We start from the raw sequence: 12,665 nt of genomic DNA on the forward strand, positions 1-12,665 counted from the left end.
AGAAGGCGATGCAGGCTGAGAGGGCAGCGCAAAGCCAATCGCCTTCTGTAGAGAAGGCGATGCGGGCTCGGAGAGGCTGCGCCTACCTCCGCGTAGCCTCCCAAAACAAAGAACCTGCCGTCTTACCCGGCAGGTCCTTTACGTTTGCTAGCTTTCTTTCGGCCTCCGGCCCCGTTTGCTCGGCGGCTTCGGCGCGTTCGGCTCGATTGGAGCGTCCTCAACCGCAGCAGACATCGTCACCTCGGCTGCCGGCGCTTGCTTCCTCGCACCCCTCGGCCTCCCGGCAGTCTTCCGCGTTCCAGGCGCTGCTGTCTCGCCGATCTCAGCCGGTTTCTCGCCCGCTGCTTTCCGGCCGGCATTCGGTGCTTCGCCATCGGCAGCTTTCCTGCGGACTCTCGCCGTTTTGCCCTCCGCAGTCTTCAGGCTAACTTCCGCAGGCTCGCGATGGGCAGCCTTCACGCCGATATCCGCCGCCTTGCTCTCCGCAGCTTCCTCGCCAGCGTCCGACCGTTCGTCGCCGATATCCGCCGCCTTGCTTTCCGCAGCTTCCTCGCCAGCGTCCGATCGTTCGTCGCCGACAACCGTCGCTTTCTCGTCGGCTGCTTGCTCGCCAGCCTTGGTCGCCCGATCCTCCGCAGCATCTGCCTCCGCCGCCTTATGGCGCTCATCGCCAGTTTCGCCTTTGGCTTCCTTGCGCTTAGCGGCTGTCAGCTTCGCGCGCGTTTCGTCGTCCAGATCCAGCTCCCCGAAACGCTCGATATCGATCTTCGGATAAGCGAGGTCCAGCGACTCGAACGCTTCGGTAATAATTTTCAGCACGCGATAATCGCGGTACCAGCGCTTGTCGGCGGGGACGATATGCCACGGGTTGCGCTTCGTGCCGGTCGCCTCGAAGACGTCTTCGTAAGCGCGCACGTACTCGTCCCAATGCTGCCGTTCCTTGAGGTCGTTCGGATCGAACTTCCACAGCTTCTCGGGGCGGGTCAGCCGATCGTGCAGCTTCTCAAGTTGGAATTCTTTGGAAATATGAAGAAAGATTTTGATGACCAGCACGCCGCTATCCGCGAGCAGCTTTTCGAAGTTTTTGATATGTTCGAGGCGGCGCGCCGTCTCTTTTTTGTCGATATTGCCATGAACGCGGGTGATCAGCACTTCCTCGTAATAGGAGCGGTTGAAGGAGGCGATGTATCCCTTTTGCGGGACCAGCTTGTGGGTTCGCCACAAAAAGTCGTGGGAGGCTTCCTCCGCGGTCGGCGTCTTGAAACTCTCGGCGCGGTAGCCTTGCGGGTTGAGAGCGGACAACACCTTTTTCACCGTGCCGTCCTTGCCGCTGCAATCCATTCCCTGGAACACGATCAGTACGCCGTGCGAACGGCTCGCATACAGCTTTTCTTGCGCTTCCTGCAATCTGTCGCGAAGATCCTCGATCTCCGCCTCCACCTGTTCTTTGTTCTCGATATCGCCCGTATCGCGGGGGTCGAAATCCTTCAGGGAAACGTGACGCTTGCGGTCAAGCCTGGTGCGGTCGGCCATGCGCTCTCCTCCGATTTTCGCTCGAATATGGGTCTGACCAGGTGCTCGTTTCTACAATTATAGCACTCTATGCCTTAAAACTAGAAACGCAATAAGCGAGCTGGCTAGGCTGTCTCTTAAAGCGCGTTCCATGTTATGATTTGGCTAATAACGGAAACCGGGCGGCGAAAAGGGGATGAACGGCTTGCTTATTCGCGTTCTGGAAGAGGCGGACGCCGGCGTGTATCGGCAAATTCGTTTAAACGCGCTCAAGAGCGACCCGGACGCGTACGGATCGACCTATGATCGGGAGGCGCGGTTCACGTTGGAAACATTCGCCGAACGGATCAAGCCCGGCGCTAAAAAGTTCGTGCTGGGCGCCGCTGGCCGCGAGGGCAACGGGGCGTTGGTCGGTATCGCGTCGTTCGTCCGGGAGGAGGGCATGAAGACCGCGCACAAAGGCAACGTGTACGGCGTGTACGTGGCTCCCGATGCGCGTGGCGCAGGCGTCGGCAGAGCGCTGATGCTCGATCTCATCGGAAGAGCTCGTGCGCTCGACGGCATGGAACAGCTCAACCTGACTGTCATGTCGGATAACTTGGCGGCCAAACGGCTCTATGCTTCCATCGGCTTCGAGATCTATGGCGTGGAGCGGCGCGCGATCAAGCATGGCGGGCGGTACTTCGACGAGGATCTCATGGCGCTGCGGCTTTGATCGATATTCGGACGGGCATAAAAAATATTTTCGAATCCATGTCGATTCGGCGGGCGGGCATTCGTCGTGATTATGAAAGCAAAGGAAGCGCCAGTCGAAAACGGCTGCGACTCCCAGTCAAAAGGAGGAAAACACATGCGTTTTATGATGATCGTCAAAGGTACGTCGGATTCGGAAGCGGGCGTTATGCCCAGCGAGGAACTGGTGGCGGCGATGCAGCGTTACAACGAGGAGCTCGCCAAGGCAGGCGTCCTGGTGGCCGCCGACGGGCTCCATCCCACTTCGTCGGCCATTCGGATCTCCTACCCGGAGGCGGGAGGCAAACCCAAAATTACGGACGGCCCGTTCACCGAGGCGAAGGAGATTATCGCAGGATTCACGATGATCGAGGTGAAGTCGAAGGAAGAAGCGGTCGAGTGGGCGCTTCGGATGCCGGATCCGCACGGGTACGGGCAAGGCCAGATCGAGCTTCGGCAGATCTTCGACATGTCCGACCTGACGCAGGATCCGGAGATGTTGGCCAAAGAGCAGGCGCTGCGCGAGCGGCTTGAAGGACCGAGAAAGGCATGAGCGACCAGGCCGCGCATCGCGCGATCGACGCCGTCTGGCGAATCGAATCGGCCAAGCTGATCGCGCGCCTGGCGACGATGGTGCGCGATGTCGGCCTGGCGGAGGACCTGGCGCAGGATGCGCTCTTGATCGCGCTCGAGCGGTGGCCGGAGACGGGCATTCCGGACAACCCGGGGGCTTGGCTGATGACGACGGCGAAGCGCCGCGCGATCGATCTGCTTCGGAGGAACAAGCTACGGGACCGTAAGTACGAAGAGTACGGCCGCGCCAGCCCTTTGTTTACGGAAGACGACGTGGAAACGGAGACGGGCGAGATCGGCGACGAGCTGCTCCGGCTTATCTTCGCCACCTGCCACCCTTCGCTCTCGCGGGAAGCGCGCGTCGCGCTGACCTTGCGGCTGCTGGGCGGCTTGACGACGGACGAGATCGCGCATGCGTATCTCGTCCCCGAGCCGACCGTCGCGCAGCGGATCGTCCGGGCGAAGAAGACGCTGAGCGCGGCGCGCGTGAAGCTTGACGTACCTGAGGGGAAGGAGCTGGAAGAACGCCTCTCCTCGGTGCTCGAGGTCGTCTATCTGATGTACAACGAAGGGTACTCGGCCACCGCAGGCGGGAGCTGGATCCGGCCGACGCTCTGCCAGGAGGCGCTGCGTCTCGGCCGGATGCTGGCGGAGGTCGCGCCGCGCGAGCCCGAGGTTCACGGCTTGGTCGCCCTGATGGAGATCCAGTCGTCGCGCTTTAAGACCCGCATAGGTCCGTCCGGCGAGCCGATTCTGCTTATGGACCAGAACCGCGCGCTATGGGACCGGCTCCTGATCCGCCGCGGATTGGCCGCGCTCGAGCGCGCCAGGCGCCTCGGCCGTCCGCTCGGACCGTACGCGCTGCAAGCCGCGATCGCCGCCTGCCACGCGCAGGCGCTGACGCCCGGCGACACCGACTGGGCCCGGATCGCGGCGCTCTACGAGGCGTTGTCGCGCGCGGCGCCTTCGCCGGTCGTCGAGCTGAACCGCGCCGTCGCGATCGCGATGGCGTTCGGCCCTGGGATCGGGCTGCAGATCGTCGACCAGTTGGCCGACGAGCCCGCTTTAAAAGATTACTACCTGCTGCCGAGCGTCCGCGGGGATCTGCTCGCGAAGCTCGGGCGCATGGAGGAGGCGCGGGCGGCGTTCGAGCGGGCCGCCTCCATGACGCAAAATTTGAGAGAGCAGGATCTGATGCGCCGACGCGCGGCGGAATGCGCGGATCGGGACATACGACAATGACATTTAGAAGCGAGGATTGGACGGACGATGAAGAGCGACTCGAGCCGGACGGCGCGATTTGCCGTATCCAAAGACGGGACGCGGATCGCTTACGATGCGGTCGGCAAAGGACCGGTAGTGATATTGGTGGGGGGCGCGTTCAGCTACCGAACGTTCCCGGGGCTGCAAAAGCTGGCCGGCCTTCTGGCATCGGACTTTACGGTCGTCAATTACGACAGGCGGGGCCGAGGGGACAGCGGGGATCAGAAAACGTACGCGGTCCGGCGGGAAGTCGAGGATCTCGAGGCTGTCATCGCGGCGAACGGCGGCGACGCGCGCATGTGGGGGCTGTCCTCCGGCGCGGCGCTGGCGCTGGAGGCTGCGGCGAGCGACGTCGGGATGGTCCGGCTCGCGCTCTATGAGCCTCCGTATCTGGCCGGCGGAAAGGGCGAGGTTCCGCCTGCGGAGCAGCGGGCGCAGCTTGAGCGGTTGATCGCGGAGGGGCGGAGGGACGAAGCGGTCAAATATTTCTTGCGCTTGATGGGTGCCCCGGGCTTCGCGGTAACGATGATGCGAATCATGCCGTTCTGGCCACGGCTTCGCGCCGTCGCCCACACGCTTCCTTACGACGCTTCGATCATGGGCGACTATTCGCTGCCCGTAGAGCGGCTCGCCTCGGTCCGCATGCCGGTGCTCGCGATCGGGGGTGCCAAGAGCCCGGCTGCGCTTCAAGAGGCGGTCCGGCAGGTAGGCGAGGCCGTGCCTCGCGGGGAGTCGCGTCTGTTAGAAGGGCAGAATCACAACGTATCGATGAACGCGCTCGCGCCGGTGCTGAAGTCGTTCTTCCTCGCTTGAGCCATCGTTGAAATTCATGCAAGGAGGGGATCGTTCATGCGATTTATGATCCTGATCAAGGCGAACGCGCGCTTCGAAGCGGGGATCGAGCCGTCGAGCGACAGGGCCGCTGCATTCGCGGCTTACAGCCGGGAGATGAAGGAGGCGGGCGTCCTGATCGAGTCCGCCAGCCTGCTGCCCAGCGCCGAAGGGCTTCGGCTGACGTATTCGGCGGCGGACGGACCGCCGGCGATGACGGCGGGACCGTTCGGCGACGCGGAAGGACAGGTCGCGGGGTACATGCTGCTGGAAGCCGACTCGGAGCGGGAGGCATACGCTTGGGCGTCGAGGATGCCCGATCCCTACGGCTTCGGGGAAGGCGGGATCGAGCTGCGCCGGCTTCGCGAGACGGCCGAGCCGCCGTTCGCCGCTGGCTTGAGCCCCATTGAGGCCGATCTGCGCGACCAGATCGGCGCTTTAAGAAATTTGCACGATTAGCGGGCAACGTGTCGATTCCGTCCGCCGCCGATCGTCGATGAATCATATACGCACATTGCCTTACAAAAGGAGCCGCTAACATGAACCCTGAAATCACGCAATTCATCGCCGATCTCAAAGAGCCATGGCAAGCCGAGCGCTGCAATGCGCTGCGGGAGATTACCTTGGAGGCCATTCCGGACGCGCTGGAGCGCATGCAGTACAAAAAGCCCCATTACCTCAAAAACGGCAAGTATGCCGCCGTCATTTCGACGTCGAAGGACGCGGTAAGCTACACGATTTTTAATGCCGAGGGCATCGCGTTCCCCGAAGGGGCCTGGAGCGGACCGCCCGAGCGCAAGACGATCAAGATCGGGAAGACGCAGGACGTGAACAAGGAAGAACTGGCGGATCTGCTCAAACAAGCTTCGGCCTCGCTTTAAAAGACGACGGGCGATTGATCGTTGACAGATCTGCCATTTTTGGACATAATCGAATCAATGAAAGAAACGGGGAAGCGCCCCGTCAGAGCCGAACACGAACCGTGTCGCTTTGACGGGGCTTTTCTGTGAGGAGGAAGCTTGGGATGGATCACAAGAAACGACCGGAGGATAAGAAACGACCGGAGGACCGGGTCGGCGAGCAGCAGGTGACGTACGACATTTATGCCGCGATGCCGGACGACGGCTTGCGCTACGAAGTGCTGGACGGCTCGCTGGAGCTTATGTCGCCGGGGCCGAATACCTCGCATCAGATTTTAAGTTACAATTTGCAGTTCACGCTGGCTAGCGGTTGCAGAGCTGAACATCTCATTTTGAGCGCGCCGCTTGATGTCATCCTCAGTCCTACGAACGTGGTGCAGCCCGACCTGATCTTTGTTCGTCCGGAGCGCGCCGACATCGTGACCAAGCGGGGCATCGAAGGGCCTCCGGACCTCGTCGTCGAGATTCTGTCGCCCGGCTCGCGTCACAGGGACCGCGTCCGCAAGCTGCGAATCTATGAAAAGCACGGCGTGCCGGAGTATTGGATTCTGGATCCAGGCGCCCAGACCTTGGAACAGCATCTGCTGACGGGCGATCGCTTGGAGCTAAGCCGCGTGTACGAAGGCGAAGAAGCGGTAACGTCGGACAGGCTCCCCTGCGTGTCGTTCACGGTCGCCGGGCTGTTCGACGATCCGACCCTGCGGCGGCTGCTGTCCTCGAACTGAATCGCCGCCCTTCCAGCATCGGCTTTACGCCGCCGACTAGAACAGCGCGTTCCAGATCCCTTCGATCCCGACGATAAAAAAGATCCAGACGCCGACCATGACGTGGGAGACGGAAGCGCCGAGGAGCGAGCGCTGGCGCGCGTACATCCAACCCCAATAGAGACCGGGGAAAAAAGTCAGCAGCGCGAACGTGAGGTTGAGATGCGAGTGCGCCGTAGAGAACATGAGGTTCGACAGGACGATCGCGATCCAGGTGCGGCTCCGGGTCGGCGGCAGGAAGTTCTGCAGCGAGGATTGGATGCCGCTGCGCGAGATGAACTCCTGCACCGGGCAGAACAGCGCATAGGCCAAGCCGTAAATGTAAAAGGTGCTGTCCACCTTCCGCCCCTCGATGATCGGGATGATGCTGAACACCTGGTCGTCGATCTCCGGATGCATGTACAGCACGACCCCTTTCAGCAGGGCGATGACGGCCAGCAGCGGCAGCGTCATCAGGAAGCTGCGCCAAAGGACGCCGCGCCAATCTTCCAGCGTCAGGCCGAACGTTTTCATCGGGTAGCCGCTTTTCTTGATCATGATGAACATGACGGCCGACATCAAAGCCAGTATCGCGATAGAGATCAGATTCGAGCCAAAGTTGATGACGAGCGTATTCAGCGATTTGAGCGCAAGCGTGTAGATGCCCAGCATAAACAAGAGATTGACGGTAAAAAGGCCCATGGCGATTCGGGCTTTGTTCGTCTCCAGATCGTTTTTCATCGCGGCGACGGTCATGTTGTTGGTGGCGTCGAGCTTGCCGGTCAGCGAAGCGGCGACATGGTTGAGCAGCTTGATGCGGACCGAATCGAAGGCGCGATCGCCGATCATCCGTTCCGGATCGATCCGGATCAGCGCAGAAGGCTCGGCGGTTCTGACGGTAGCCGTCCGCGCCACGTTTCCCTCGAGGATCGAGGTTTCCCCGATGCACGTCCCTGCGCCGAGCGTCGCCAGTACGAGCCAATTCCCCGAGCCCGGCTCCGCCTTCACGACTTCCACGTTTCCTCTTTCCACCAGGTATAATGCTTTGTCCGTTTCGCCCTCCCTGATAAATACCGTGCCCGCGGACAGCTCGGCAACCTCGGAGATTTCGGCGATGCCGGCGATCTCGTCTTCGGTCATCGATTGAAAAAGAGGGTTGGACTGAATGGAAGCTTGCAATCTGTCAAGTCCGATCGTCGTCATGGGTGCAAGGCTCCTATCTTCAAGTTGAGCGGACCGTCAGGGACGGTTAATGTCTTCGATCCGGATCGCGCGCGTGTGAACCGTGTGATTCCAGGTTTTCTTGTTGAAGGTGAACAGTCCGACCAGCGTGATCGGGAACCAGGTAAACTGGAAAACGGGGAAAAGAATCAGTCCCAGATAGGATTTGAGCGGCCGCTTCTCGATGGCCATGACGAGCGGGAATTGCAGGAACAGCGCGGCGTTGAGGGCGATCCACGCCCAGTCGGGGACGAGCCGCAGCACCTCGACCTGCTCGGAGAGCGGGGTGGCGAGCTGGAGGTAGGACATGACCCAGACGGCCGCGACGAACAGGAACCGGATCGGCTGGAACAAGTACATGACCGCGTCGAACAGGGCGAACTTGCGCGTGCGCATGGCGCGAACGAACAGCGGCAACATGAACCTGCGCGCGCAATCGGTATGTCCGCGCATCCAGCGCAGGCGCTGGCGGACGGAGCTGGCGAGCGTGACCGGCTTCTCGTCGTAGACGATGGCGTCCGGCGCCCAGGTCGGATAGATCTCGCGCTCGATGCAGCGCGCCGTGAATTCGACGTCCTCGGTGAGCGAGGTGGCGTTCCAGCCCATCTCCTTCAGCAGGTTCGCCTCGAAGCACATGCCGGTGCCGGCTAGCGTGCTGACCATCCCCCAGTTGTGTCTGGCCTGCTGCCACATCCGGTTGATGAACCAATAGGTGATCGCGTAAGAAAGGGAGACCCAGGAGTCGTATGGATTTTTGGTCTCGACATAGCTCTGGATGACGCGGTGGCCGTCCGACAGCTTGTCGTTCATTTCGCGCAGGAAGCCCGCGCTGACCAGGTTGTCCGCATCGAATACGAGGACGGCATCGTACTGGCGCTCGCGCTGCCAGAGGCGCTCCAGCACCCATCCCATGGCGTAGCCCTTGCCGATGCGGACCTTGTCGAAGCGCTCCATGACGGTCGCGCCGAACGATGCGGCGGTCCGCGCCGTGCCGTCCGTGCAGTTGTCGGCGACGACGAACACGTCGTACAAATCCTTCGGATAATCGAGGCGGTTCAAATTGTCCAGCAGCGGTCCGATGACCTTTTCTTCGTTGTGCGCGGCGACCAGAATCGCGAACGTTCGGTTAGGCGCGTGTTTGCGGCCTGTGTCGGCCTTCCGTCTGAAGCCCGCCAAGCTGATGAAAATCTGATAGGCCGTGACGGCGAAAATAATAACCTGGCAAGCGTCCGCGAGCAGCATAAACAAGGTGCGCATGATGATTTCCTCTCGGATTAAGGTGTCGGTCTAGGGGTGCGAAAAGAAAGGGAAAGGTCAAGCGCGCGCGAACGCGCATCGTAAGCGGCGATGTCGGTCTTGCCGTTGCCGTCGAAGTCGGCGGCGATTCCGATGCGGCTGCGCCCCGCGGCCCAAGGGCCGTAGGCGTTGTCGAGCGGCTCGAACCGGCCGCCGCCTTCGTTCGCGTAAACGCGCCAGACGCCGGTTTTCGCTGCATACGCGACGAGGTCGTCGAGACCGTCTCCATCCGTATCGCCGATCAGCAGCTGCTCGCCCTTTTTCAGGACGAAGCCCGTCACGGCTACGGGGGATTGCCCGGACGAGTTCTCCGCGTTCGCCGGAACGATGGACAAGCCGCCTTCCGACGAGGACGCATAAAGCGCGTCGTCGCGGTCCTTGCTCAGGAAGCGGCCCGCATAGAGCGCGGCGTCCGCCGGCAGCGCAGCCAGCCGTTCGGCGGAAGCAGCGAAGCGGCCGTCTTCGTACGCAATCAAGGAGAGGCTTCCGTCGCGGCTCGCTAGCAAGGCGGTCTCGCCGTTCTGCTCTCGCATCGGCAGCAGCCTGTCGATGCCTGCCGACAGCGTGCCCGCGGACACGGGCGCGGCGAACCGTCCGTCGTCTGCCCGGCTGACGCTGATTGCCCCCGTCCCGGGATCGTACGCGACGAGATCCTGCCTGCCGTCGGCGTCCATATCGGCCAGCAGCATCCGCTCTTGCGGCGGGAATTCGGCCTTGAGCCAGACTTGGGCCGCCGCCTGAGGCCGGTTGCGCGGCAAGTCGTAGTCGCCGGGGATGACCGAGATCCGATGCGCCTCGCGCACGACGACGTCCGCATGCCCGCTCCCGGTCACGTCTCCCAGCAGCACGTCGTCCGCGGCCGTGCCGAGCGGCAGCGTCACCCGATGAGCCGGCGTGAAGGGAACGACCTCATTCAACGACAGCCATCGGTAGCCCTCCCGGCTGAGCCCCTCCACGATCTTGTGCAGTTTGGATGGGGAACCGTCCCCTTTGTACCGGTAGACCGGCAGACCGTCCTTCATCAGCGTCCGGCCGTCCGCGCCCTTCACCGGCTCCAGCGCGGGAAACTCGAGGAACGGGTGGAAAAAGAGCGAGGCCAGCCCGTCGTATGTTTTCGCCTTTCGAAGCAGCTTGTCCACCGAAGCGTCGTCCGTAATATAACTAAGGGGAGCGGGCACGTAGACCGAGCCGAGGCTGTCCTGTCCGTACGTGTTGCGGCTCTCGTACATGTTCATGTCCTTGAAGGAACGGAGGGAGAACAGGTCCGGCTCGTAGAGGATGCCGACATAGGAGCGGAACACCTTCTCCTGCGCGCGCGTATCCCGGTAATGCGGCGATTCCCAGAAGGCGGGGCGGAGCCCGGCCCGCTCGAAGGCCGCCAGGCTGCTCTCGATGCGAGCGGCCGCGTATCCGGTATCCTTGGTCTCGGACGCGCCGGGAACCTTGAATTCGTAGCCGGTGCCGGAGTTCTGGCCGCCGCCCTTCATGACGGTATCTCCATATTGGTGCGTGTAACCGTGCATGCCCAGCGCGCCGCCGTTGTCCTCGGCTTGCCTGAGCAGCCGGACCAGCGACTGCGTGACGGCATCGGGCTGCGGATCGTCGATGCCGCGCTCTTGCCAGACGCCGTCGTTGCCCAGGCTGATGCTTCGCGGAATGACGGCCATTTGAAAGGGAATGTCTTCGGATTCAATATATTCAAGCACCGCGCGCAGCTTGCCGAGGCCTTCCGGCGTGCCGTATTCGCCGCCGGCCCCGATGTCCTCGAGCCGAAGCATGGCGTGATGCTTATCTTTGTTCGGAAAAATATTCGTGCCCGTGTACGTTAATGCGTACGCGGTCGCGGCGACGGCCACTGCCGTGCCGCCGGCGATGATGCCCGCCCACTTCCATCGTTTTCGTTTCAACTCGCCAGTCCCTCAGTTCAATTGCTTCCTATCGCTTGCGGCGGACGCCGCAAGCGCACTCTCTACTATAGCAAATGCCGGCTTGTTGTAAACTGAAAATCGTCGGCATTTTACGTGGGGCAGACAAATTCTAAACACGCGCTTAACGAAAGCGTTCTAGTATAAGCTTGTATACCAAATGTGGAGGGGAAACTATGAAACTTCGAGACAAGAAAGTATTCAAGGCAACGCTGGCCGGCACGATGACGGCAGCCATTCTGACAGCCAGCGCCGTCACGGCTCAGCCGCAGGACCGCGCGGACGCCGCATCCCCTCAAACGCAAAATGTCATCCTGTTCGTCGGAGACGGCATGGGTGCCGCGCAGCGCGATGCCATCCGCCTGGCGACAGTCGGCGAGAAGGGAAATCTGGCGATGGACGCCATGCCTTACGTCGGATTGATTCATACGAGCTCCACGGTGCCGGTCACGGATTCGGCAGCTTCCGCGACCGCCTATGCTAGCGGCGTCAAGACTTATAACGGCGCGATCGGCATGGACGCCAACAAAAAATCGGTCAAGACGATCATGGAATACGCTAAGGATAAAGGCAAATCGACCGGCGTCGTCACGACGAGCCAAGTCACCGACGCTACCGGCGCGGCCTTCGGCGCGCACGTCGAAGACCGCTCCAAACAGAGCGACATCGCGCTGCAATATTTGACCAAGAGCAAGATCGACGTCATTCTTGGCGGCGGCGAGGACTTCTGGTACCCTGCGGGCAACCCGGGCAAATTCCAGGACGAGCCTGCCGAGGATCCTTCGGAGAAGAGCAAGGGCACGCAAGGCAACCTGATCGACAAGGCCAAATCGCTTGGCTACAGCTACGTCTCGAATAAGGCGGATCTGCAAAAAGCGAAAGGCGGCAAGCTGCTTGGCCTGTTCTCCAATGAAGAGATGTTCCAGCAAAAGCCCGAAGGCGAAGGCGACATCTACAACCCGATCGTTTCCCTGCCCGAGATGACCAAGAAAGCGATCGATACGCTGTCCGCGAATAAAAAAGGCTTCTTCCTGATGGTCGAAGAAGAAGGCACGGACGAGTTCGCTCACCAGAACAACGCCAAGATGACGATCAAAGCCGGCCAGCAGCTGGACCAGGCCGTCCAGGTCGCCAAGGACTTCGCCAAGAAGCACCCGGAAACGCTCGTACTGGTGCTCGCCGACCACGAGACCGGCGGTTTCTCGATCGAGGAAGCAAACGCGGAAGACGAGTCGGGCGACGGCATCTCCAAGGAAGACGGACCGTTCCAAATCGTCGGCTCCGACCATAACTTCGTCGTCGACTGGACGACTTCCGGCCACACGGCGGTCGACGTGCCGATTACGGCTATGGGTCGCAATGCTCAGCTCTTCACCGGCATCTACGAGAACACGGAAGTGTTCACGAAGCTTAAGCAAGCGCTAGGGATCAAGGGCAAGTAAGCTTCGCGCGCGAAAAGAACGGCAGCGCTGACCTCTGAAAGAGCCGCTGAACCGAAAAGGTACAGTCCCTCGGAAACGCGGGTAACTGTACCTTTTTTACATTTCCGGCCAACTCGCTACTCTCGCTCCGCCAACCGCCTAAGTTACACGGTTTTTCCGGCCAACTTGCCACTCTCGTTCCGCCAACCGTCTAAGTTACACGGTTTT

General features: G+C 61.3%; 12 protein-coding genes. 8 read left to right on the plus strand and 4 right to left on the minus strand.

Annotated elements, in window-relative coordinates; translation table 11 throughout:
• Nucleotides 1–147: 147 nt before the first annotated feature.
• Nucleotides 148–1,533 (minus strand): PPK2 family polyphosphate kinase, encoded by a 1,386-nt coding sequence (locus tag BM235_RS08945; RefSeq protein WP_090111807.1) that lies wholly within the window; start codon nt 1,531–1,533, stop codon nt 148–150.
• A gap of 175 nt (nt 1,534–1,708) precedes the next feature.
• On the opposite strand from BM235_RS08945, the gene BM235_RS08950 reads away from it, so the two are divergent.
• The 7 genes from BM235_RS08950 to BM235_RS08980 all read left to right on the plus strand — a co-directional run bounded on the left by BM235_RS08950 (nt 1,709) and on the right by BM235_RS08980 (nt 6,556).
• On the plus strand, nt 1,709–2,227 hold the full coding sequence (locus BM235_RS08950) for a GNAT family N-acetyltransferase (RefSeq protein WP_255374243.1): 519 nt from the start codon (nt 1,709–1,711) through the stop codon (nt 2,225–2,227).
• Nucleotides 2,228–2,362: 135 nt separating this feature from the next.
• Complete coding sequence (locus tag BM235_RS08955) at nt 2,363–2,797, plus strand: YciI family protein (protein ID WP_090111809.1); 435 nt, start codon at nt 2,363–2,365, stop codon at nt 2,795–2,797.
• The gene (locus BM235_RS08960) at nt 2,794–4,059 is read left to right on the plus strand and encodes an RNA polymerase sigma factor (protein ID WP_090111811.1); all 1,266 of its coding nucleotides are present in this window, start codon (nt 2,794–2,796) and stop codon (nt 4,057–4,059) included. The genes BM235_RS08955 and BM235_RS08960 overlap by 4 nt, the downstream gene beginning before the upstream one ends.
• A gap of 27 nt (nt 4,060–4,086) precedes the next feature.
• Nucleotides 4,087–4,893: an alpha/beta fold hydrolase gene (locus BM235_RS08965; RefSeq protein ID WP_090111813.1), complete on the plus strand. Its 807-nt coding sequence runs from the start codon at nt 4,087–4,089 to the stop codon at nt 4,891–4,893.
• 36 nt (nt 4,894–4,929) lie between these two features.
• Entirely contained in the window at nt 4,930–5,370 is a 441-nt protein-coding gene (locus BM235_RS08970) for a YciI family protein (RefSeq protein ID WP_090111815.1), read from the plus strand.
• Between the two features lie 80 nt (nt 5,371–5,450).
• On the plus strand, nt 5,451–5,792 hold the full coding sequence (locus tag BM235_RS08975) for a DUF1801 domain-containing protein (protein ID WP_090111817.1): 342 nt from the start codon (nt 5,451–5,453) through the stop codon (nt 5,790–5,792).
• A gap of 143 nt (nt 5,793–5,935) precedes the next feature.
• A complete protein-coding gene (locus tag BM235_RS08980) occupies nt 5,936–6,556 on the plus strand; it encodes a Uma2 family endonuclease (RefSeq protein WP_090111819.1) in 621 nt (206 codons plus the stop codon).
• A gap of 36 nt (nt 6,557–6,592) precedes the next feature.
• Here BM235_RS08980 and BM235_RS08985 read toward each other — a convergent pair whose 3' ends face one another.
• From BM235_RS08985 to BM235_RS08995, 3 genes are read right to left on the minus strand one after another with little or no spacing between them, the layout of a single operon-like run.
• On the minus strand, nt 6,593–7,777 hold the full coding sequence (locus BM235_RS08985; protein ID WP_090111821.1) for a cyclic nucleotide-binding domain-containing protein: 1,185 nt from the start codon (nt 7,775–7,777) through the stop codon (nt 6,593–6,595).
• 36 nt (nt 7,778–7,813) lie between these two features.
• On the minus strand, nt 7,814–9,052 hold the full coding sequence (locus BM235_RS08990; protein ID WP_090111823.1) for a glycosyltransferase family 2 protein: 1,239 nt from the start codon (nt 9,050–9,052) through the stop codon (nt 7,814–7,816).
• Between the two features lie 17 nt (nt 9,053–9,069).
• Nucleotides 9,070–10,998 carry a DUF2334 domain-containing protein gene (locus BM235_RS08995; protein WP_090111825.1) on the minus strand — a complete coding sequence of 643 codons (1,929 nt, stop codon included), beginning with the start codon at nt 10,996–10,998 and terminating at the stop codon, nt 9,070–9,072.
• Nucleotides 10,999–11,192: 194 nt separating this feature from the next.
• Here BM235_RS08995 and BM235_RS09000 point away from each other — a divergent pair, with 194 nt between their 5' ends.
• Nucleotides 11,193–12,458, plus strand: coding sequence for an alkaline phosphatase (locus BM235_RS09000; RefSeq protein ID WP_090111827.1), 1,266 nt, complete (start codon nt 11,193–11,195; stop codon nt 12,456–12,458).
• Nucleotides 12,459–12,665 lie beyond the last annotated feature (207 nt).

The sequence above is a fragment of the Cohnella sp. OV330 genome, assembly GCF_900112065.1.
Lineage (GTDB): Bacteria > Bacillota > Bacilli > Paenibacillales > Paenibacillaceae > Cohnella.